Origin of the sequence: Alkalinema sp. FACHB-956 (assembly GCF_014697025.1) — a bacterium.
Classification (GTDB): Bacteria; Cyanobacteriota; Cyanobacteriia; order Leptolyngbyales; family Leptolyngbyaceae; genus Alkalinema.
Genome location: NZ_JACJRC010000019.1, coordinates 23740 through 47022, shown reverse-complemented (window position 1 = coordinate 47022; position 23283 = coordinate 23740). Strand labels below are relative to the sequence as shown.

Here is a 23283-nt window from a genome sequence, read left to right as displayed (position 1 = left end):
CGGTTCATTGAAATTCATCTGGTTATCGGCTTTGTTGCATGAATACCTCAAACCCTAGCGCAGCAAGGATCGTTAATTGGGTACTCTTATTGAGAAAAACTTCTCTAGCAAGACTTTCAGGCGGAAGTCGGACTATTTATGCAACAAAGCCCTGGTTATCTACTAACACCACTTTCTTGATTTCTGAATATTTTGTGACAGGTGAGGTGACAGGTGAGGTGACAGGTGAGGTGACAGGTGAGGTGACAGGTGAGGTGACAGGGTGTATTGGCGCTTGAATCAGGCCCAAAATTTGTAATGGATAGCCATCGCTGGCCGTCACTAAAGGTGTTTCCTGCGATCGTATCCAACACCATGAACCGTTTGAATGTTTCATACGATACTCACTGTAAATCACGTCTCCACAATGTAGTGATGTAAAGCGTTGATAGTGTTTGGCAACGTGCTGCAAATCATCAGAATGAATCAGGTGTGCTAACCCAGTATGACCCATGGCATCAATTTCCTCGGCAGTGTAGCCTAAGAGTACTGCGATCGAAGAACTTGAGCAGAGAGTGCGTTGCTCAACGAGGTCATAAATGTAAAAACTGCTTGGAATAGATTCAGGTTGACTCGGTTGCAGTCCTCTAAGAATTTCGAGGATATGCTTGGGCAATGGTATGAAATTTTGTGAGAAAAATTTCTTGCAAGTATTGACCATTGTTTGAATCCCTTGATTTCACTATAACTATTTACCAAATGAGGGGAATACCCTAACGATTCCTACAAGAATAAACTTCTCCTAATTCGCAAGAGCATAATTAGATCAAGTGAGACTTTTACCAATCTAGGAGAAGCTCTGGAGCTAGGGGAGTCAAATTCAGCCAACATCTGGTTTTCCAGAAGGCTCAGAATTCCAAATTCAGACTGAACTTTCTTCAGTAGTATGGAAGATGAGTTGTAAAGAAACTGTGAGGAGCGCGAAAATCAACCTACACAATAATCTAGAAAAACTAAGTTATTCTAAAAATAAGGGCTTCAGAAAAGAATTTGAGCGGGAGCAATTACGACGGTATCAGGGAAAAGCTTTATAGAACAAATGCTCTAGAGTATTGGGTCTGGAGTGGATTATGAAAATTCTAGTGGTTGAAGATGAATACACCATTGCCCAAGCTTTAAACCTACTATTGGCAAGTCATCATTATGCAGTCGATTTGGCCACCGATGGTGAAGCTGCCTTAGCGATGGCTGATGCCTTTGAATACGATTTAATCCTGCTGGATGTGGGGCTGCCTCGGTTGGATGGTGTGAGTGTGTGCCAGCAGCTCCGGGCTAAGGGATTTCAGCAGCCGATTTTGTTGCTGACTGGCCAAACGGATGTGCAACAGAAAGCGATCGCCCTCAATGCCGGAGCGGATGACTATGTTGTTAAGCCCTTTGATGTTGCAGAATTGATTGCACGGATTCAAGCCTTACTGCGACGAGGTAACGTAACGAATCAACCTATTCTCGTCTTTGGGAAATTATCCCTTGACCCTAGCAGTCGCCGGGTTGCCTATGGAACTCAGCTTCTGTCAGTCACTCCCAAGGAATATTCCATTCTAGAACTCTTACTGCGGGAACCGGAGAAAATCTTTCATTCAAGATCAATTTTAGATCATGCTTGGAATTCGGTAGATTCTCCGGGGGAAGAAGCGGTGCGGGTGCATATTAAGGATCTGCGCAAAAAGTTGGGTGCTGTGGGGGCACCGAAGGATTTTATTAAAACAAAACCTAGAGAGGGCTATCAGTTCAATCCACTCTATGCATCGGCCTTGGAATCTCAACCGATCGAGCAATTGACAATGCCTCAAATTGCCGAGTTGAAGGCCGTTAATGCAGAACTTCAGATAACCTTAGAACAATTACGATCGATAGAAGCTGAACTACATCAAAAAAAACAAGAATTAGAAAGGGCTTATCAGACGATCGAACAGGAAAGACAAAAATTGCAAATTGCCCGTGATGATTTGGACAAAAAAGTCGTTGAACGAACCACCAAACTGATTGAAGTGAATCGATCGCTGCAACAACAACGGGATCAATGGCAAGCATTGTTTAATCATGCCTTGAATGCAATTGTCATTGCTAATGATGAAGGACAATATCTGGATGCCAATCCAGCGGCTTGTCAATTATTTGGGGTTCCTAAGGACGAATTGTTATGCTCCAGTATTGCTAACTTTGCCGATCCCACCTTGGATATTGCTCAAGTTTGGCAACAGTTTTTGCAAGTTGGACAACTATCGGGACACTTTCGCTTGCACCGTCCAGATGGTACAACCCGAGATACAGAATTTAATGCGATCGCGAATTTTATTCCCGGTCGCTATCTGTCAATTTTGCGAGATGTGAGCGATTGTAAACGGATGGAGACAGAACTCCAAAAAAGTGAGGAAATATTTCGCCAGTTTGCTGAAAATAGCCATGCGGTGATCTGGATTGCCCATTCCACCACCCTCGACAATCTCTACGTGAGTCCATCCTACGAAATGGTTTGGGGCCGATCGCGCCAAAGCCTCATCGATCAGCCTGATTCCTGGTTGGAATCCATCCATCCCGACGATCGCGATCGAGTTCAATCGAAACTGCAACAGCAGCGCCAAGGAGCCTCTAGCGCTGTGGAATATCGCATTGTTCAGCCCAATGGTGCAGTTCGCTGGATTTGGGACTGGGGCTTTGCGATTCGCAATGACTTGGGAGAAGTTTACCTCTACGGTGGCATTGCTGAAGATATCACCGATCGAAAACAAGCGGAGCTTGAAATCCGCAAATTCGTGGCGCTGGCTGAAAACAGTTCAGAATTTATTGGCATCTGCAGAATGGATGGGGTTCCGTTTTATGTCAATACCGCAGCCAAACAAATGATTGGAATTCCTGATGATGCCTTCCTTGCTAACATCTCTGTGCGAGACTGCTTTTTTCCTGAAGATCAAGATTTTATTATTAATGAATTGTTTCCCCAGGTCTTGCGGGATGGACGGGCAGAGACGGAAATTCGATTTCGTCACTTCCAAACCGGCGAAGCGCTGTGGATGATTTACAACGTGGTTTGTATTCGAGATGAAAAAGAAGAACCGATCGCCCTTGCAACCCTTAGCCGCAATATTACCGATCGCAAACAGATAGAAATTGAACTGCAACAGCGGGAAGCTTTTCTCAGCAGTGTTTACAATGGTGCGAATGAAGCAATCTTTGCCATTGATGTACGGGACAATAATTTTTACTACGCTGGCTTTAATCATTTAGCAGAACAGTATGGGGGTGTGAGTAGCCAGGACTCCCAGGGAAAAACGCCAGAAGACGCCTATGGCAGTCAAATTGGATCATTCTTTCGTCAGAACTATCAACGTTGTCTACAAGCCGATGCCAGCATGTCCTATGAAGAACAACTGTTCTTTGATGGGCGGATGATCTGGACCTTGACAACCCTCTCACCCATTCGCAATGACCAAGGCGAAATTGTGCGAATTGTGGGAACTGCGATCGACATCACCGATCGTAAACTGGCGGAAGAGGCCCTGCGAGAAAGTGAAGCCCGTTGGCAATTTGCCCTAGAAGGATCGGGGGATGGTATCTGGGATTGGAATGCTCAGACCAATCTCGTTTTCTTTTCCCCTCAATGGAAAGCGATGATCGGCTATGCGGACTCTGAAATTGGCAATACCCTGGATGAGTGGGATAGTCGGGTGCATCCGGAGGATCGAGAACAATGCTATGCCGATCTGAACCAGCATTTTCGGGGCGAAACTCCCATTTATAAAAATGAGCATCGTATGCGTTGCAAAGATGGTAGCTATAAATGGATTCTCGATCGCGGTAAGGTCATTGAATGGGCTGCCGATGGGAAACCATTGCGAGTGATGGGTACCCATACGGACATTACCGATCGTAAGTTAGCTGAACAAACAATCCGGGAACAGGCAGCATTATTGGAGATTGCATCCGATGCTATTTTTGTCCGTGATTTAAATAACTGTATTCTCTATTGGAACCCGGCAGCGGAGCAACTGTATGGCTGGACTAAGGCAGAGGCGATTGGGCAGCCCGCCGATCGGCTTCTCCAAAACTATGAGGCTTCAATTGAAATCATCATGCAGCGGCTAATGGATACAGGTCATTGGCAGGGAGAGATTTTCAACATGACTAAACAGGGTAAGCAAGTTATGATTGAAGCGCGCTGGACACTCATCCGAGATGATTTAGGACAACCACAATCAATTCTTGCAGTAAACACAGATATTACTGAAAAGAAATTGCTAGAAGCACAGTTTTATCAAACTCAACGACTAGAAAGTTTAGGCACGCTGGCGAGTGGGATTGCCCACGATTTAAATAATGTACTCACGCCAGTGCTAGCCATTTCTAAGCTTTTGCAGTTGAAACCGTTAAAACTTCAGGAAGAAAAATCGCAGCAAATGCTAAAGATTATTGAAAACAGTGCGAAGCGGGGAGCCGACATGATTCAACAAATTCTGGCCTTTACCCGCAGCACGAGCGGAGAACAGAGTCCCGTTGAAGTTACGTCGCTTGTGCAGGATGTGATTAATGTGATCCGACCGACCTTCCCAAAATCGATCGAGATTTACCAGCAGATTCCCGATACACCGTTAGCGCTTATTTCTGCCAATGCGACCCAACTGCATCAGGTCTTGCTGAATTTGTGCGTTAATGCGCGGGATGCCATGTCTCAGGGCGGTGTGCTTACCCTATCCGTGGAAAATTTTTATGTGGATGAAATCTTTGCTCGGATGACCTTGGAGAGTCAGGTAGGGAATTATGTTCTGTTCACAGTAACAGATACGGGAATGGGGATTCCGTCTGAAATTCGCGATCGAATCTTTGATCCTTTTTTTACAACCAAAGAGCCGGGATCGGGTACGGGTCTGGGTCTGTCAACCGTGTTGGGAATTATCAAAAACCATGGTGGTTTTTTGCAACTGACCAGTCAAGTTGGCCAAGGAAGTCAGTTTAAGCTGTATCTGCCTGCCATTGAATTTACCCTGGAACCCCAGGCTCCCTTGGAAGTTTGCCCACAAGGCGAGGGAGAATGGGTGCTAATTGTAGAAGACGATATTCCCGTACAGCAAGCCACTCGAGTTTCACTAGAACATTATCAATACACAACATTAGTCGCTAACAACGGAATAGCTGCGATCGAACTTTATACGCAACATCGTAATGAAGTAAAAGTTATTATTATTGACATCATGATGCCGGATGTGGACGGAATCACAACGATTCGAGTTCTGAAAAGCATGAACCCACAGGCTGTCATCATTGCTGTAAGCGGATTGTCAGCCCACCGAGAAGCTGCATTAGCAGCAGGTGCTCGGCTATTTTTAGAAAAGCCTTATACCTTAGAAAGCCTATTGTACAGCGTGTATCATCTTGTCCAGGAGAGTCATTAGGAGTTCATTTGGGCAAAGTGTTCTCGTAACAGTTCATGGATAAATCGATAACGTCCTCCAACCCGCTGCATTAATCGTAAATCGTGGGCATAGTTGAGGAAGCGAGCATAGTTCCACGGGATCCCGCCACCACGCCACAGCAGCACTCGCAACACAAAATGTTGAATACAGGGTAATCCCCCCGTCAGAACCGCTGAGAACAGTCCACAGCCTATCCCTAACCAAAAGTTCAGGTAGAAATCGACTCGCGACGTGGGCAAAAATAATCCGATCGTGGCTAAAATTATGCCCATCGGAGTGCCGATCGCAAACATCATCAGGGCGTTTCTGGCCGATTCGCGCATTCCCTGATTGGGTTCGTTACTGGTGTGAATACCCGCTTGCAAACCGGAAACCAGGCCAATCAGTAACCCATAACTCAAGGCAAAGGAAAGTCCCCAAACTAAGCCTTGGATCAGGACGCCCTGATGGGAAAAGAACCCAATGACGATCGCGCCTAATAATAAACCGATCATCGAGCCCGCGATCGCGCCTGACTTTGCCCGCTCCCATGACCAGCCCAGTTGAATCGGTTCAATTTCTTCGTTGTCCAACAACTCTATCAGGGGTTGCAAAGCCTGAAACCGTAGTAACCAATGGCTCAGATCTTCACGGCTATACACCCCATATAGAAATCCAACCATCCCGGAAACCAGCACCCCAAAAACTCGACTTGTGGAGCCGAATCCCAACTGCCACAGTACCAGCCAAGTAATCAGCAAATAGAGCAGCCCAATGATCGCACCACAGCCTAATCGATAGAATAACCGTGCGCGGGGATTGCCCAACCAACTGGGCTGAATTCGCTCAATTAATAATTCCGGTTTTGCCTGGGCTTTGAGTTGCCGTGCTAGCCAAATTAAATATTGTCGAGTTTGGGCGCGGGATGGCTCCTTTCCCAGTGGGTATTGGGATTCCTCCAGGGCTTGACTAAACCGTTGTTCAATATATAAATCAAATAACTCCTGGGGTTTATGAATCATGCGTCCTTGGTATACTGCCACCATCATGGTTAGCAATAAGGGAATTCTGGCGAGTTCCTTTAATTCCTGGGAATTTTGAATGTTTCCCCACAACGTCAGACGATTGACCTGCTGTAAATATTGATAAATTTGCAGATCGGTTAATGGCTGTAAATAAATGGCACCGTTTAAGCGAGAGAGTTTCACATCCCCGGCTTGATATTCCTCCTCCCGGCAGCAAACAATAAAATGGGGATAGGCTGTTTCAGACAAAAATTGATTAATGGCTCGGATACATTTAACTTGCTGTCCGAGTCCCAATTCATTCAGCCCATCGAGCAACAAAACCAATTGCTCGTCTTGTAACCATTGCTGGGCAACGGGTAGGGGGACGTTATATTGTTTTTTCAGTTGGCCAATGACCCAGTGGGCGATCGGTTTGCCATCATCACGCCAGGAAGAGAGTTCTAGGATGACAGGAATCGCAGCATTGCCATCGGCTTCGGCCCGATCGATCAATTCCGCTGCAAACTTGAGAATCTCCGTGGTTTTGCCAGCACCGGGTTTGCCTAGAATGAGCAATTTCCCATCGATATCGACCTGATTAAACACATCAAATAACGTCCGCACATTGGCGATCGCGACAGCGGGTTGATTCCCGATCTGTAACGTCCGCTCCACCTGAGATTCTTGGGGAACCGATAATTCCGGCAGTTGAAGACGACCCACCTGCTCCGGCTGATCCTGCAACATCAAGTCAATCACGACCAATTTATGGAGTGAGTCTTGGCGACGACGGGCAATCTCACTTTTCAGCACCCGCAGAAAACGGCGACGATTTTCCGTCGTGTCGATCGGGGTGGTGGTTTGTGTGGGCGATCGAAAAAATCCCGCGATCGTGCGCCAGGACTCAATGAGCTTTTGGATGGTTTCTGTCTGAGTTGAGATAAAGGTGAGTGCGCCCGCCAGCGCCACAAAGGTTCCCACCAAGGATCCCAACGGAGAGTTTTGTAACAGTTGCTCCAACCAAGCGGGTAAAGAATTTTCTGTACTCGCCAGCAAATGGACGCTTATCTGTGATAAGACGACTGCCCATTCACCCGCACCCACGCTTGACCACACACCCATTACATCCTGCTTCGGCTCGCAATACTTACTCTTACCTTCAATCCAAATTGTGGGGAATTCCACAAAAATTCCACCAATAATTTCACCAATAATTTAAAACTTCACCAATAATTTAACCAGTCTGTAGAAAATTGATTCAGAGAATCCTGAGATGATTGGGATGATTGTAACGATACAGTCGCTAATATTCTACAATCGCGCTTTCCTTCCGTGCCCCCAGACGCAAAAAAAGAGGGATAAGTGCCACTGGCACCCATCCCATGTGATTGAGCAAGTGATATGAACCCCGTGCAATGGTTGTGATGGCAACCCCACTTGCAGGAGTCTTAAGTTTAAGTTGCCCAAGTTAAGCCAAAAGTAGAGGCAATTCCGCCGATCGACCAAAGTTCAGTCGTTTGGCGGAATCCGATCGGGGTGGTCTCTCCGAGTAGATAAATTTCGTCTAGATGAATTTCGTCTAGATGAATTTCGTCTAGATAAATTTCGCCCGTGGCTTTTTAGGCCGCACCCCAATGACGGAAGGTTAAGGTTGGGCCAGTTATCTCGCAACGGGGTGGCCCATAGGCAAAGCGCACCACTTGAGCGGCATATGGGCCCTTGAGGGGACTATAGAACAGCTAGTTATTGCCGAAAATGCCGACGTAATTGGACACGTTCCCCGCCTGGGCGTGGCTAATCTCGGTCACTTTGCCCGCAGCCCCCACTTCGAACCCGTTGTGAAGACCTGTGGACATGTCAGTGACGCCCTAGATGTTGCCCTATCCTCTGGCCGATGGCCGAGCGGTTGGGGTTCTACCGACTCAATGGGCGGCGAGAAAGGCATCGCACAGGATCCTCCCTTGGGAACTGTAGAAGTTCGCTAGGGTTTGATTCCGGTATGCAGGCAGGGCTGTTGCTTCGTTCGTACGATCGCAGTTGAAGGTGCCGCCATCGCTGGTTTGACCCGCCACCCCATACGGATAACACCCGTCAATTAACGCACGTCAATTTTGGCGAGCTGGGTGCCTTGGTAGTAATGCAAAACAATTTGTTGGTAGTTTAATCCGCGATTGGCTAATCCCAGGGCCCCATACTGGCTCATGCCGAGACCGTGACCAAACCCCCGCCCCTGAATCACAAAAGTGGGATTGGACTGCTTGCTATTGCTCTTGGTTTGATTGAACTGAGAAACGATCGTGAATTTGGAACTCCGCAGGCTCAACGCATCCCGCAGATCTTCCGTGCTGATGTCTCGCTGGCCCCGATCGCCCACAATGCGCATTTTGCGATAGCGTCCACCTGCCGTTGGCTTACCCACGGGTTGCACATCCCGCACTTGACCGACGCCGCTAATTAAATTGCTCAGCTCATTCTGGCTATAGGTTTTGCTCCACTGAAAGACGGGAGCGGTTTCATCGTAATCTGTGACGGCCCGCAGGTAGGGCACATAGGAACCCCAAACATCCTCCACATTTTCCGTTGCACCACCAGAGGAGGAGTGAAAGAGCGCTTCAATAATTTTGCCTTTATAGGTCAAGACTTGTCCTGCCGTTGCATTCACCGCTGCTTGGGTACCCGCAGATTCATCCTGTACCCCGCGATACACCTGACACTGGGCTGTATCACACAGGTCAAAGACGCCATTGCCATCCCGGTTACGACGGTAAAGGGCATAGGAGCGAGCGGCCACCGCCTGGGCTTTGAGTGCTTCCTGGTTCCAATTTCCGTTCATTTCGCCACCGAGGACGCTGTACAGATATTGTTCCAAATCCACCCGATTGACTGCGGTCAGACCCGACCCTGTGGGCACCAAGACCGCTTTGCCCCGGTACCAACGGGAGCCAATCCAGACAACACCGTTGGGATCCTTGGGTTCGATCGAGATGCTATTGCCTGTCCACTTATCCAGCGCAATGCCCCGTCCGCCTCGCTGGGCTTCAAAGCCGTTCATGCCTTGGATATTCCCTAGGACTTGGCCAGAGGCGGCGTCACGAACAACGGCATCCACGGAACTGCCGACCTTCACACTGGGGACGTTTTCTTCGATCGCGACACGGAGTTCGAGGGCTGCTTGGGCCGGGGCAATGACGACTAACCACAGTAGGGCAGTCAGCCACCCGTGCCGTCCTGCCATTTTCAGCGCTGAGGCTAGGAAAGGAAGGGCGGTTCGCGGGGTCATGATTTCAGGTCTCCTTTGGGGTGTGAGGAACAAGATAAATGGGAGGAACGGTTAACGAGGAACGGTCAACATTGAGCAACTGAGCTGGAAACTGAGCTGGAAATTGCGCGGGAGAATTCCAACAGGATTCACCACTATCCCTCAGAATCGATCAATCTTATCGATCAATCTTTTAAGTGTGAGTTTAGGAATTTCAGGAGTGACACTGAGGAAGTTTACCCAAGGTAAGCCATGCTTCAGGTTGCCATCGTTTCCTATAGCACGCTGTCTATGGATTCATCCGGATGCATTATTCGTTATCGGCACCCAATCTCGTTGCTAGGATAGACGAATTTGGCTAAGTTCGGGCCATAGACGATCGAGGCCAGTTCAAAAATATGGGCGATCGTCCGTCTGATTTTGCGACGGATCACTCCACCAATGGAGGCAGAGTGGGGAATCTTCAGCAGGTAGCATCAGGCATAGCGTCATTAAGTGTTTCTAAATTTTCCAGATAGAACATAAAGTTTTCCTAAACCTAATTTTTGCCTCAACCTATAGCGAGCTAACTATCCTGCTGCGGACTCATCATCCTAGCCAATCCTTTGAGCTAATCTTTTGAGCCAAACCTTGCAATGCTCTAGTGAGCAAAGCCCAGTGTAACCCCTTGGATTCTTGGGGCAGCGCTTTCAAAGCTACATTTTCAGAACTACAGAATAAAATTCTTTATCAACTTACCTGGCCAGTTTTAACGAACTTTGACCAGGGTATGAAGTTCCTGTGTCACTATAGAACTTGGCTTGCAAAATTCTGTGTATTGAGCAAAGACAGCCTTGCAGATTACATTTCTTGGAACCAGTTCTGGCGTCCCCACCCGCGCCCGTAATGTGTCGGGGGTTGCTCTCAAGCTGCCCCAACGATCGGAAATTTGGCTGTTTGACTGCGGTGAAGGCACCCAGCACCAATTTCTCCGCAGCGATCTCCGGGTGAGTCAGATCCGTCGCATTTTCATCACCCATATGCATGGGGATCATATCTTTGGCCTCATGGGACTGTTGGCCAGTTGTGGCCTCGCCGGAAATGCCCAGGAAATCGATATCTATGGCCCTCCGGATTTGGACGAGTACATCAGAGCCTGTCGGCGCTATTCCCAGACCCATTTTTCCTATCCTGTTCGCGTGCATACGGTGCGGCCTGGGATGGTGTTTCAAGATGAAACCTTTTCGGTGCAATGTACATTACTGAAACACCGGGTTCCAGCCTACGGCTATCGCATCATTGAGCACGATCGATCGGGGGAATTCAACGTTGCCAAGGCCCAAGAGTTGGGCATCCCCTTTGGGCCAGTCTATGGGCGTCTCAAACGGGGGGAAACCGTCACTTTAGAGGATGGGCGCACCTTCAATGGCCACGATTTTGTGGGCCCGACGGAACTGGGGCGTAAGGTGGTTTACTGTACTGACACGGTCTTTTGCGAATCCGCGATCGAACTGTCCCAGGATGCGGATGTGTTAATTCACGAGGCGACCTTTGCCCATCAAGAGGCGGAGATGGCCTTCCAACGGCTGCACTCCACTACCACCATGGCAGCCCAGGTGGCCCTAGCGGCACAGGTCAAAACGCTGATCATGACCCACTTCAGTCCCCGCTATGCCCCTGGAAATGACATTGAATTGAAGGATTTGTTGGCAGAAGCTCGGGCGATTTTTCCAAAAACAGAAATGGCTCACGATTTCTGGACCTATGAAGTGCCTCGACGGCGTGACACAGCATCTAGTGCGCCTGTTGTACAACCCACGGAGATGCAGCCTCCGAAAAAAAGTCGCAGCGTTTCTCGAAAAACCACCCCCAAGTCATCTCCCAAGTCATCCTAGGGGGCAAGTCATCCTAGGAATCAGGCTACCGTAGGGATCCAAATCTGCTTGTTCTCTCTGGTTAGTGCTCTTTTCTGATCCACCCAGCATAGAATCCTAGGCAGGGGCCGATCGCGGGTAATTGTGCTCATTCCGTTTTAAGTTTTCACAAATATCTAGCAAAACGGCTTGGGAAACAACGGGAGCACGAGGGGGGAGGGTTTCCGCATTGGGCCAAATGTTGAGATCTTGACAGGGACAGTTATTTGCGGAAATTCCTGCCACTTTGAGGGGGATCGGCATGGGACAGCGGGCACACATAACAACCTCCCACTCCGGGGTGAGCAGTTCCTCGATCGTTTGGGAGGTTCCTTCTAGGTAACTTGTCCTCGCATGGGTTAAGGCTTGTTGCCAGTAAGCCTCAAATTCTGCACTATAGTTCTCGCCACTAATAATAAGAGGACTTTTAAGAACGTTGCGATGGGAATGAATCACCAATGACTTACCCAACTGTAACCAGTAGGCAATGTAGTGTTTGACATGGGATGCGGAAGCCATAAGTGACAAAACTCTAGGGTTTTAACCGAAGTGAAAAGATGGCAGGCTTGGGTCGGATGCAAGCAAAAAATTGTGGATCTCTGTGGAGCTATTAAGTGCAGGTATTAAACAGAAAGAATTTATGGAGAGGCATGTCTTACCTCCATGCTAGTGTGGTCACCTAATGAGAAATGTAAATAAAGTCTGAAGTTTGCGCTGCGATCGCAGTGGAAAACTCAGGTAACCCTATCTAGATTAAGTTTCTGGCCGATCTGACTCAGATTCAGCACATGGCCTCCCGTGACAAGATAGGTTACATCAGCGATCGCGGCAATTTGGCGGGTGAGGCTACCGAGGCGATCGCGAAATAGGCGTCCTATGGGATAGGCCGGAACCACACCCCAGCCGGTTTCCTCACTGACGAAAATCACGGTAATGGGTAGAGTTTGCAGGACTTGCAGTAAGTCATCAACGGTATGCTGCCAAGTGGTTTCATCCTGCTCCAACAGATTGGCCAGCCAAGTCCCGAGGGAATCCACCAAGCAACAATGCCCCGGCGTTAACTGGCGCAGGCGATCGGCCAGAGCGATCGGTTCTGCCCAGGTTTGCCAGTCATCTGGACGGCGCTGTTGATGTTGGATAATCCGGGCCTGCCATTCCTGATCCGTGGGGTCAGTTTGGGCGGTGGCCAGGTACACCACTGCTTGTCCCGACTGCTGAGCGAGCTGTTCTGCCCATTCACTTTTGCCCGATCGGGCAGGGCCAGTCACTAAAATAATCATCTTTAAAATCTGCACCATTTAGATATCGACGTATACAATAGGTCATTCCAAAGCCCGCCAGATCGGGAATTGGGCCAATCACCTCCGAGTTGGACATGATGAAAGCAAACCTCAAACGCATTGAGCAAACCCTGCATCGCCTTGAGCAGCCCACTGCGATCGCGTCCGGTTCCGCCAATGCCAGTACGGTGCGTCAGCCAAATTCGTCAGGCCGATCGGTGTCCTTTGAAGTCAGTTCCAAGTCTGGGCTATCCTCTGCGGTTAGTGTTTCGTCCCCCTCTTCGATAAACTTATCTGCGGCAATCCCTACGGCAAATCCTGGTCAATCTCAGCCGATCGCCCAACCCGAAACATCTGAGCTATCGGATAAGCCCGAGCTATTGGATAAGCCCGAGCTATCGGACAAGTCTGAACCGATCACGCCATTAAGTGGGTTGCATTTACCGACGCCCCACCGGGTGCCCCCCATTGCGGATCTCACCTCGATCGATCTGCCTGCGAATCCACCGGCTCCCCTCTCTGCATCGTTCCAGTTGGCCACGCCAGAGATGCCCGCTTCTACGGTGTCCGACGCGACTCAAACAATCCCAACGTCCAAGGCACTGCACCTGCCCAAAATGAAATCGGTGCACTTTTCCAGCCACCGCAATGGTGCGAATCCAGGTTTGGCGGCTAGCCTGCTCCGAGAAATGTTAGGCATTGCTGAAGGTTGGCAGGCGGAACTCGCCCAAGTGGTACGACATATTCAAGATCTCTACATCGAAGGGCCGATCGTGGATGGCTGGCTAGAATCCACCGGCGATCTGCCCCATGCAGAAACCGTGGCCTTCAAACATGCAGAAATTTCCCAATTGATTCAATTTGTTGAAAAGTTACAGTCTGGGGAAATTCAGCCGGAGCGAGTCTTAGTCAACGGTGCGGGCTATCGGCTGTGTGGCTTGAATGCCGATGGTCGGGTTTGGTCTTGTCCCTGTCCCGCTGACCAAGTGCCCACGGTGAGTCTCGCGATCGCCCGTCACCACCGTCTCCGCCAATTGCTCAGTCGCCAACAGGAGTTAGAAAGTCGGTTAGGGCAACTATCCGAGGATCTCGTGATGCTACATAGCCGCCTGAAGCAATAGCATAGTGGCGTTATCCCCCGTTGGTTGATAGTTTTAACTTGTTGATAGTTTTAACTTGGTTGACAGTTTTAACCCAGACAACAACGGCTTTTCCTTTTCTTTCTATGAGTTCACCCTGTCCTAATCCACCGAGCCCACAAATTTCGGCGATCATTTGCACCCACAATCGCGATCGCTACCTCGGTAAATCGATCGAGAGTCTGCTCAATCAGACCTGTGCCGCCTTTGAAGTGATTGTGGTGGATAATGCCTCCACCGATCGCACAAGAGAGGTTGTGGAGCCATACTTGGTCGATCCTCACATCCGCCCTCGCATCCGCTATGTGTACGAACCCCAAGTGGGTCTGTCGGTTGCTCGGAATACCGGAGCCAAATTGGCGCAAGCGGAGATTTTGGCCTACCTTGATGATGATGCGATCGCCAGCCCAGAATGGCTACAAATTTTAGTGGATGCCTATGCAGAGGATCCCAAATTGGCGATCGCGGGGGGCAAGGTCACCCTGCTCTGGACGGATGGACTGACGGCTCCACGCTGGCTTTCGGCGGGTTTGGCAGGGAATTTAGGAGCCTACGACTTGGGTGATCAAGTGGTTGAGATTCAAGTACCGGGACTCACCCCTCGGGGACTCAATTATTCTTTGCGTCGTACATTTCTTGACCAAGTGGGGGGCTTTGACCTCAACCTAGGACGGGTGGGCAAAAACTTGCTCTCCAATGAAGAGTTACACATGACCAACTTGGCACTGCAAACGGGCTGGCGGGTGGCCTATTTACCCACAGCGATCGTTGCGCACCATGTCGCTCCGGAACGGGTACAGCGGCGTTGGTTCCTGGAACGCGGTTGGTGGCAGGGGATTAGTGAATGCTATCGAGAGCAATTGGTGGGAGAAGCGGGACTGGGCCAGTTGGTGCGGGGTGGCGAGCGGCTGCTGCGCGGTTGTTATAAAGCGATCAAATTTTGGCGGAAACCAGCAGAATCCTTTGAAAATTGGGTTTATAGTTATGGCCAAATTGGTTATCTCAGTAAAGCGGTTCAAGGTTGGTTAGAAGCGTCCCCGTTAGGGACTGCCCAAAAGCCCCCTGTCCATTAATCCCCTGCCCCAAAAGCACCCTGTCTGTTCATTTTCTGTGTGTTCATTCTTTGTCCTCAGACCGCTTGTCGTCGGATCGCTGGTCGTCAGATCGCTGGTCGTCAAAGCCCTTGCAAAAGTCCTAGCTAGACTGATGGTCTTTTTCAGTGACTATAAGTTCAGTGACTATAAGTTCAGTGACTACATCAGCTGCTACAAGCTCAGTTGTTACAAGCTCAGTTGCTACAAGCTCAATTGCTACAAGCTCAATTGCTACAAGCTCAATTGCTACAAGCTCAGTTACTAAAAATTCCCGACCCCACAAATCGTCACATTTGCTGTCACATTCGCCATGACTGCCATCCAAGCCAATTCTCGTTCGGCAACGGATCAGCCCTCCGAATTTCGGCAACTGATCTATACGGCTTATCACCAGGGCGCAACGGCACTGTATATCCAAATTGGTCGATCGCCGTTCTATCGCCTCCATGGCAAGCTCATGCCCCAGGCACAACTGCCGATCGTGACACCGGAACGCTTTAGCCAATATGTTCAGGATCTGCTACCTCCGGATTGCGTTCAGATTTATCGCACTCAACAAAAATTAGATACGTTACTCACGATTCCTGGGTTTGTGACCGCTCGGATTAACTGTGGCCCGACTACGCAAGGGATCCAATCCCTGAGTATTAGTAACATCCAACTGGAAACTGCGCCGGAACATCAGCCCACGACCGTTTTAAGCTTGGTACAGGATGCCCACCAACAAGGGGCATCTGATATACATTTGCAAGTGGGAGAGTTACCGCGCTTTCGAATTCAAGGCCAAATTCAGCCCCAACCCAGCTATGGCATCATTACTGCGCGCCAATTTGATACGTTTTTGGAGGAAGTCCTATCTCCAGAACAGCGCACCTACTTCCACCAGCATTGGGAACTGGATACCGCGATCTATTACCCGAACCTAGTGCGGTGTCGGCTGAACTGTGCCCAATCGATTATGGGTGGGGTGATGGTGTTGCGGTTGATTTCCCTCCATGTACCCACGATCGCCGATCTGAGTCTCCCTGAAATCCTAGGCCGCCTTGCGGAAGAGCGCCAGGGCTTAGTTCTGGTGACCGGGCCAGTCAATACGGGTAAATCAACAACTTTGGCGGCCATGTTACGCCATGTAAATGATTCTTTTTGTAGAAAAATTGTCACGATCGAAGACCCGATCGAATATATCCACACCTCCAATCAATCCCTGATTACCCAGCGGGAAGTGGGACTGCACACCCATGAATTTAAAGAAGCCCTGCGATCTGCCCTGCGCCAGGATCCGGATATTTTGCTGGTTGGAGAAATGCGCGATCGGGAAACGGTGGATACCGCGATTCGAGCAGCCCTAACCGGACATTTAGTTCTGGGGACTCTGCACACTAAGGGGACGGTCAATGCCCTGAAGCGAATTCTCAATTTCTATACGCCGGAGGAACAGGAAACGGTTCGCCACCAGATTGTCGAAGCCATGCAGGCGGTGCTTTCCCAAGTGCTGGTACCGACACCCTCTGGGGCAAGAATCGCTGCGTTGGAAATCATGTTGAATACAGAAACCATCCGCGATTACCTGCAAAAGGGAGATCTCGAAGCGGTCAGCCGGGTTATGGAAGAGGGCAAAGATGGAGCCCAAACACTGAACCAAGCCCTGTATGACCTTCACCATCAGGGACACATTACCGAGGAAGAGGCCCTAGCTGCATCCATGAACCCCGATGATCTGCACTACATGCTGAAGAACGTGACCCGTCGATCGAGTCGATCGGGCTTGCATAGCAAGGACTACCGTGAGCAAATTTTGAGTTAAGGCTTGGGCGGCATACAGAATCCTAGATGCAAAATCCTTGCAGAGCAGCTCTTTTGGATCCGCATCAATTTAAATTGTCAAGTTTTACACCAATTTGACTCAATTATTAAGTTTTTGAAAAACACGGAGTCATCCGCCTAGAATTGTAAACATATGTTACGAACATCTTGAATATTCAAGGTGCTTTGTGTTGAACCCTTCTGTACGTCTTTTTTAAGCTGTCTTCCCTGGGTGAGTCAAAAAGCCCATAAAGCGCAGCCTGTCTGCTTGGCCTTCACCTAAGTCGAAGACGATTTACAAACCGTCATATTGTTTTGATGAAGTTTATCTAACTTTACATATGGGCACTATAATTAGGTAGGTAATTACTCTCATCACGGTTACTAAACCATTCGATGCACCAATTTGATTCGCAAAGATAGCTAATAAACTCCCGTGGGATGCGTGGATGGTCAGCGCCTCACCTATGAGACTCCGATCCGGTCACAGTCCTGCAACGTTTGCAAACCCACCCAAACAGTGAGTTTGATCTCTCCAAAGTTGATGACTTTTCTTTGCGGATTGAATCTCTGGGTTCGGTTAATTCCGGTGATAGCCCACTGTCCACTTCACTGATGATTCTCTACAGGTTCTCGTCGTGAGCACTGCATTTCCTTGGCTAAGCGCCATTATCCTCCTGCCGATCGTGGCGTCGCTTCTCATCCCTTTCCTACCCGACAAAGAAGGTAAAACCGTCCGTTCCTATGCCCTCGGTGTGGGTCTGACTAATTTTGCACTCATTATCTATGCGCTGTGGAAGCACTACGACTTCACTCAGTCCGCCTACCAACTCGTTGAAAACTATTCCTGGATTCCGCAACTGGGGCTGAATTGGTCCCTCGCGATCGATGGCATCTCCATGCCATTGGTGGTTCTGACGGGACTGGTAACCACGCTGTCGATCCTGGCCGGCTGGCAAGTGAAGGAAAAGCCCCGGCTTTTTTATTTCCTGATGCTGTTGATGTATAGCGCCCAGATTGGGGTGTTTTGTGCTCAGGATTTGTTGCAATTCTTCTGCATTTGGGAACTGGAACTGGTTCCGGTTTACATCCTCATCGCGATTTGGGGTGGCCCCAAACGCCGTTATGCTGCGACTAAGTTTATTCTCTACACCGCAATCGCGTCGATTTTCATTCTAGTCGCCGCGCTGGCCATGGCCTTCTACGGCGGCAATGTCACCTTTAATCTGACGGAACTGGGCCTCAAAGATTACAAGCTGGGATTTGAACTCTTGGTTTATGCAGGATTGCTGATTGCCTATGGTGTCAAGCTTTCCGTATTTCCCCTGCACACTTGGTTGCCCGATGCCCACGGGGAAGCCTCTGCGCCAGTTTCCATGATTTTGGCCGGGGTGCTTCTGAAAATGGGTGGCTATGCCCTGATCCGCATGAACGTGGAAATGCTGCCCCATGCCCATGTTTACTTTGCTCCGGTGCTAGCAGTGCTGGGTGTGGTCAACATTGTCTACGGATCGCTAGCTTCCTTTGCCCAGCGCAATCTCAAGCGGCGGATGGCCTATTCCTCCATTTCCCACATGGGGTTTGTGTTGCTCGGTGTTGCGTCCTACACGGAATTGGGCATGAGTGGCGCAGTTCTGCAAATGGTTTCCCACGGTTTGATTGCCGCAGCGCTCTTCTTCCTAGCGGGGGTCACCTACGATCGCACCCACACCTTGAACTTGGATGAAATGGGCGGTTTGGGCAAGAAAATGCCTTCAGCATTTGCCCTGTTTACGACTGCGTCGATGGCCTCCCTCGCCCTGCCGGGAATGAGCGGCTTCGTAGGAGAATTGATGGTCTTCCTGGGCTTCAGCAACAGTGATATTTACAGCACGGAATTCAAAACCGTTGTGGTGGTTCTTGCGGCGGTCGGTTTAATCATCACGCCGATTTACCTACTCTCGATGCTGCGGGAAATGTTCTACGGCAAGGAAGGCAAAGCTGTGGAAGGGCAGATTTTCTTGGATGTGAAGCCCCGCGAGTTGTTTATTGCTGCCAGCTTTTTGCTCCCCATCATCGGGATTGGTCTGTATCCCAAGCTGGTGACCCAGACCTACGATGTAAAAACGGTGCAAATTGCGAGTCATGCCCGGAATGCATTGCCCACCCTAGCAGGCCAACCGATGCAATTCCCCCAAGTTTCCATCGCTCCTGAGCTGACTGCACCTAAACTTGTCTCGATCGTGAAATAAATGGATTCCATCATCGGTTTCCCAGCATTGCGCTAGCGATTGAGACCATTCTGATAAGCACCAAGACACTTGAGGACTCGCTTCTTCAGGTGTCTTGTTTTTGGTGCCTGTAGACTTGACCTCTAGACTTGGCCTCTAGACTTGGCCTCTAGACTTGGCTTCTAGAGTTGATCGTCTAAGCCTCAAAATCTCCACAGATCCTGAAAGTTCGTGAAATCATGTCACTATTTTGGGCAGCCCCAATACAATGGGTTAGAGCATGAAAATTTTGCTGTTCACTCATTTCATCTAGATTTTATGGGTATGAATATTATCGGTAGAGTGGCGGGGGGCGTCCTCATTCTGCTGTCCTTTGCTTGGTTAGCCTCGATCGTAGGAATACGTCCCTTCAGTGGAACGAATCAATTACAGTCGAACAAAGCTATTCCTGTTTCGACCAATAATGCAGGTCAAACTCGGACTGGAACCACCACTGCCAACGCTCCAGCGAATAAACAAGCTCCAGCCAACACTTCCACAGTGGAAGCGAATCCTCGGGATGCTCAACAATCTCAACCGGGGCAAAAGCAACAATCTGCTAATACAGGAACAACAGCGGGTAAGACTGCTACGTCAGGCAATGCAACTGGAACTAATGCGACTGGAAGCAATGCAACTGGAAGCAATACAACTGGAAGCAATGCAACCAACCAACCAGCCGCTACCACGCCGGTTCCGGCAGGCTGGTAACCTGATTTGCTGGGCATTGATTTCAGAATCAGCACTGACTCAACATAGGATCGGATATTTTTCAGGAAATTGTTGATGTTAGGATCGGGGCTGGCTTTATGGTTGGCTCCGATTTTTTAGTATGAAAACGACAGCGGATATTTTAATTCTGGGTGGCGGTGTCATTGGCCTCGCGATCGCGCTGGAACTCAAGCTTCAAGGAGCTTCGGTTGCGATTTTCTGTCGTCAATTTGAAGAAGCAGCCAGTCAAGCAGCAGCAGGCATGTTGGCTCCCCAGGCGGAGGGCATTCCCCCCGGAGCCCTGCGAGATCTTTGCATCCGGAGCCGCGATCTATACCCTGAATGGATCCAAAAGCTGGAATCCATTTCTGGCCAATCCACGGATTACTGGGCCTGCGGTATTATGGCTCCGGCCTATTGCCAAGCAGATTTTCCCCATGAAGTGACTCAATGGCAAAGGGCTTCTGAAATTCATGCACGGCAACCGAATTTAAGTGATGAAGTCATTGGTGGCTGGTGGTTTCCCGAGGATGCTCAGGTCGATAGTCGGAAGTTAGCTCGATCGCTCTGGTTAGCTGTTCAAGAACTTGATGTTCCGATCTACCATGGCATAACTGTTCAGGAGGTTGTCCATCAGGCCGATCGGGTGACCCATCTGCGTACCAGTGATGGTGAGTATCAAGCAGGGCATTATATTTTGGCGACGGGGGCCTGGAGTCAGGACTTGTTGCCAATTCCGGTGGTGCCGCGCAAAGGTCAAATGTTAGCGGTGCGGGTACCCGATCCCACGCAATTACCGTTGCAAACAGTACTATTTGGATCCGAAAGCTATATTGTGCCACGCCGGAATGGTCAGATTGTCATTGGAGCGACTAGCGAAAATGTGGGCTTTCTGCCGGGGAATACGCCAGCGGGAATGCAGCAGTTGATGGGACGGGCCACTCGCCTTGTGCCCGCGATCGCCAACTATACGATCGAAGAATTTTGGTATGGCTATCGTCCGGCTACCCCCGATGAATTGCCATTCCTGGGTGCTAGTCCCTATGAAAATCTCACGTTAGCGACCGGCCATTACCGCAATGGCATTCTGCTCACACCCATTACCGGTCACATCATTGCGAACTGGGTACTGCATCAAGAAGCCGATGCCTTACTGAAGGCATTCCACTGGTCGCGATTGACGGCGTAGTAAAAACAGGATTGGCCGTCAAATTCCCCCGTTTTCTCATAGTGCATCCCAACCTTTTCCATGACCCGTTGGGAGGCCCGATTCGCCGGTTGGGCGATCGCGCAAATTCGCATTAATCCCAGGGTTTCAAAGCCGTAGCGGAGGGTTGCCCAACCAGCTTCCGTGGCGTAACCCTGTCCCCAGCAATCTTGCATCAACTTATAGCCCAACTCAATTTCTTCTGTGTGTTCTACATGCCAGAGACCACATTGCCCAATCCAACGATCGTCGGCTTTACGAATCACCGCCCAAAGGCTAAAGCCATAGCGCTGCTGGTGCTCGATGACCCATTGTAAATAGGTGGCAGTGGATTGGGGCGATCGGGGTTTCCCGTCACCGATATATTGCATGACTTCCGGATCAGCAAACAACACACAAAGCGGAATGAAATCGTCTTCCGTCAACGGGCGCAAAATTAAGCGGGGGCTTTCAATCACAGAGCGTCCTGAAAACTTGAGGCCAGAGTTCTGAAAATCCTAAGAACCGCAGATTCCCTGGAAATTCAGCCATGCTGATTGGATCACTAAAATCTTAGAAAACTCTAGTCTAATCCCACGATCGGTTCAGCCACAGCAGTATGATCAGAGTCCTGAGTCCTGGGGTTCTCCTGAAGGACTTGAGATATCTTGAATTGAGGCAGAGGCCATGCAGACTGTAGATCAGCCTATTTCATTTGCCCCAGAATCCTTGGCAGCCGCATCGACGGAAGATTCTTTGACGATCGCAGGGCGCACCTTTCGCTCTCGCTTGATGACGGGAACGGGGAAATATCGCAACTTTGAGGAAATGCGGGCCAGTATTGCCGCCAGTGGTTGCGAAATTGTGACCGTTGCCGTCCGCCGTGTCCAAACCAATGCACCGGGCCATGAAGGGTTAGCGGAGGCGATCGACTGGCAAAAAATTTGGATGTTACCCAATACCGCAGGGTGCCAAACGGCGGAAGACGCGATTCGAGTGGCTCGCTTGGGGCGCGAAATGGCAAAATTGCTTGGTCAAGAGGATAATAATTTTGTCAAGCTGGAAGTCATCCCCGACTCGAAATACCTGTTGCCGGATCCGATCGGAACTCTACAAGCGGCGGAACAATTGGTTAAAGAAGGGTTTGCAGTGCTGCCTTACATCAATGCCGATCCCTTACTCGCGAAACGATTAGAAGAAGTCGGCTGTGCCACGGTGATGCCGCTGGGGTCTCCGATCGGCTCTGGACAAGGCATTCGGAACCTGGCCAATATCCAAATCATTATCGAGAATGCGCAGGTGCCCGTGGTCGTCGATGCGGGCATTGGCACCCCCAGTGAAGCAGCGCAGGCCATGGAACTGGGCGCTTCGGCGTTGCTGATCAATACCGCGATCGCTCAGGCGCAGGATCCCGCAGCCATGGGTGCGGCGATGGGATTAGCCACTCGAGCCGGACGACTCGCCTACCAAGCCGGTCGTATTCCTGTGAAAGCCTATGCCAGCGCTAGCTCTCCCTTGACAGGAACCATTACTGGATAACTAACTGATTAGGCGGTGACTGTAATCAGGAGATCGCTTTGTTCAGTCGTTCACTGGCGCAGGCAACGGGAAATCACCGATCGTCATTCTGCTGAAGACCCACCGTTCCATTGGTGTTAGATCTTCTGAACAAAGAGGTCTAAGAATTTATCAAGCCTCAAGATTAGTCAAAAAGATTGGTCAAATCTTAAGATTTAGCAAGTTCTCTAAACTTCTGTGAAGAACTACTGAGTTTTGCAAAAATCTTCTGGGTAATTCCCACTAACTTGTTACAGTTGACCGAAAAGATTGAGGAGAATACATGCCTTACGTTAAGGATGATGACGGACGTTTGAATAATTTTGCGCGTGAGCCCAAAATGTATCAAGCGGATCCGATGACGGATAGCCAAAAACGGACGTACCTCATCCTGGGGATTGGTACCGCAGTTCTAGTAGGTGGCTTGATTGCCGTTGCTGCGATCGTCTCCTGATCGGTGAAGAGTCCTAGGAGGACTGGAGCCGAGATCCCACACCCCATCTCTGCAAATCACTGGTGGGGTGGCTCCAGGGTCGATGCACTCAAAAAGCTTTTGTGTGGCTAAATTAAACCAGGCAGGTGAATTCTGGATTGACGGACTGTGTGAACAGACTGCATGACAGATTCAGAGCCTGGTTTTTTATGGCCGTAGCGTTTGATAGCCGTAGTGTTTGATA

The 23283-nt window shown here is 49.6% G+C and carries 16 protein-coding genes and 1 pseudogene; 10 read left to right on the top strand and 7 right to left on the bottom strand.

The features are described from left to right. Window positions 1-136 precede the first annotated feature (136 nt). The gene (locus H6G21_RS18135; RefSeq protein ID WP_190574818.1) at window positions 137-700 is read right to left on the bottom strand and encodes a PAS domain-containing protein; all 564 of its coding nucleotides are present in this window, start codon (window positions 698-700) and stop codon (window positions 137-139) included. A 409-nt stretch (window positions 701-1109) separates the two neighbouring features. Here H6G21_RS18135 and H6G21_RS18130 point away from each other — a divergent pair, with 409 nt between their 5' ends. After that, window positions 1110-5429 (top strand): PAS domain S-box protein, encoded by a 4320-nt coding sequence (locus tag H6G21_RS18130; protein WP_190574817.1) that lies wholly within the window; start codon window positions 1110-1112, stop codon window positions 5427-5429. Here the strand turns inward: H6G21_RS18130 and H6G21_RS18125 are convergent. The 3 genes and pseudogenes from H6G21_RS18125 to H6G21_RS18115 form a co-directional block, all read right to left on the bottom strand. After that, a complete protein-coding gene (locus H6G21_RS18125) occupies window positions 5426-7621 on the bottom strand; it encodes a hypothetical protein (protein WP_190574816.1) in 2196 nt (731 codons plus the stop codon). The two genes, H6G21_RS18130 and H6G21_RS18125, sit on opposite strands and share 4 nt — an antisense overlap. Window positions 7622-8085: 464 nt before the next feature. After that, window positions 8086-8511: pseudogene (locus H6G21_RS26300) on the bottom strand (hypothetical protein); the annotation flags it as partial. Between the two features lie 20 nt (window positions 8512-8531). Continuing rightward, a complete protein-coding gene (locus H6G21_RS18115; RefSeq protein ID WP_190574814.1) occupies window positions 8532-9716 on the bottom strand; it encodes a SpoIID/LytB domain-containing protein in 1185 nt (394 codons plus the stop codon). A gap of 812 nt (window positions 9717-10528) precedes the next feature. Here H6G21_RS18115 and H6G21_RS18110 point away from each other — a divergent pair. After that, window positions 10529-11569, top strand: coding sequence for a ribonuclease Z (locus H6G21_RS18110; protein WP_190574813.1), 1041 nt, complete (start codon window positions 10529-10531; stop codon window positions 11567-11569). Between the two features lie 96 nt (window positions 11570-11665). Here the strand turns inward: H6G21_RS18110 and H6G21_RS18105 are convergent, their stop codons facing one another. Next, entirely contained in the window at window positions 11666-12106 is a 441-nt protein-coding gene (locus H6G21_RS18105) for a hypothetical protein (RefSeq protein ID WP_190574812.1), read from the bottom strand. Between the two features lie 215 nt (window positions 12107-12321). Next, window positions 12322-12885 carry a bifunctional adenosylcobinamide kinase/adenosylcobinamide-phosphate guanylyltransferase gene (gene cobU, locus H6G21_RS18100; RefSeq protein ID WP_190574811.1) on the bottom strand — a complete coding sequence of 188 codons (564 nt, stop codon included), beginning with the start codon at window positions 12883-12885 and terminating at the stop codon, window positions 12322-12324. 77 nt (window positions 12886-12962) lie between these two features. On the opposite strand from cobU, the gene H6G21_RS18095 reads away from it, so the two are divergent. From H6G21_RS18095 to thiO, 6 genes are all read left to right on the top strand, one after another. After that, entirely contained in the window at window positions 12963-13988 is a 1026-nt protein-coding gene (locus H6G21_RS18095) for a hypothetical protein (RefSeq protein WP_190574810.1), read from the top strand. 104 nt (window positions 13989-14092) lie between these two features. Next, a complete protein-coding gene (locus H6G21_RS18090; protein WP_190574809.1) occupies window positions 14093-15079 on the top strand; it encodes a glycosyltransferase family 2 protein in 987 nt (328 codons plus the stop codon). A gap of 331 nt (window positions 15080-15410) precedes the next feature. Continuing rightward, window positions 15411-16904, top strand: coding sequence for a PilT/PilU family type 4a pilus ATPase (locus H6G21_RS18085; RefSeq protein ID WP_190574808.1), 1494 nt, complete (start codon window positions 15411-15413; stop codon window positions 16902-16904). Between the two features lie 637 nt (window positions 16905-17541). Next, window positions 17542-19134, top strand: coding sequence for an NAD(P)H-quinone oxidoreductase subunit 4 (locus H6G21_RS18080; RefSeq protein WP_190574807.1), 1593 nt, complete (start codon window positions 17542-17544; stop codon window positions 19132-19134). A 303-nt stretch (window positions 19135-19437) separates the two neighbouring features. Continuing rightward, window positions 19438-19863: a hypothetical protein gene (locus H6G21_RS18075; RefSeq protein WP_190574806.1), complete on the top strand. Its 426-nt coding sequence runs from the start codon at window positions 19438-19440 to the stop codon at window positions 19861-19863. A 121-nt stretch (window positions 19864-19984) separates the two neighbouring features. Further along, the gene (thiO, locus tag H6G21_RS18070) at window positions 19985-21052 is read left to right on the top strand and encodes a glycine oxidase ThiO (protein WP_190574805.1); all 1068 of its coding nucleotides are present in this window, start codon (window positions 19985-19987) and stop codon (window positions 21050-21052) included. Here the strand turns inward: thiO and H6G21_RS18065 are convergent. After that, window positions 20998-21528 (bottom strand): GNAT family N-acetyltransferase, encoded by a 531-nt coding sequence (locus H6G21_RS18065; protein ID WP_190574804.1) that lies wholly within the window; start codon window positions 21526-21528, stop codon window positions 20998-21000. The two genes, thiO and H6G21_RS18065, sit on opposite strands and share 55 nt — an antisense overlap. A 208-nt stretch (window positions 21529-21736) precedes the next feature. Between H6G21_RS18065 and H6G21_RS18060 the strand changes: the two genes are divergently transcribed. Together H6G21_RS18060 and H6G21_RS18055 are read left to right on the top strand one after the other, a co-directional pair. Further along, entirely contained in the window at window positions 21737-22588 is an 852-nt protein-coding gene (locus tag H6G21_RS18060; RefSeq protein WP_190574803.1) for a thiazole synthase, read from the top strand. 301 nt (window positions 22589-22889) lie between these two features. Continuing rightward, complete coding sequence (locus tag H6G21_RS18055) at window positions 22890-23060, top strand: ssl1498 family light-harvesting-like protein (protein WP_190574802.1); 171 nt, start codon at window positions 22890-22892, stop codon at window positions 23058-23060. Window positions 23061-23283: the final 223 nt, after the last annotated feature.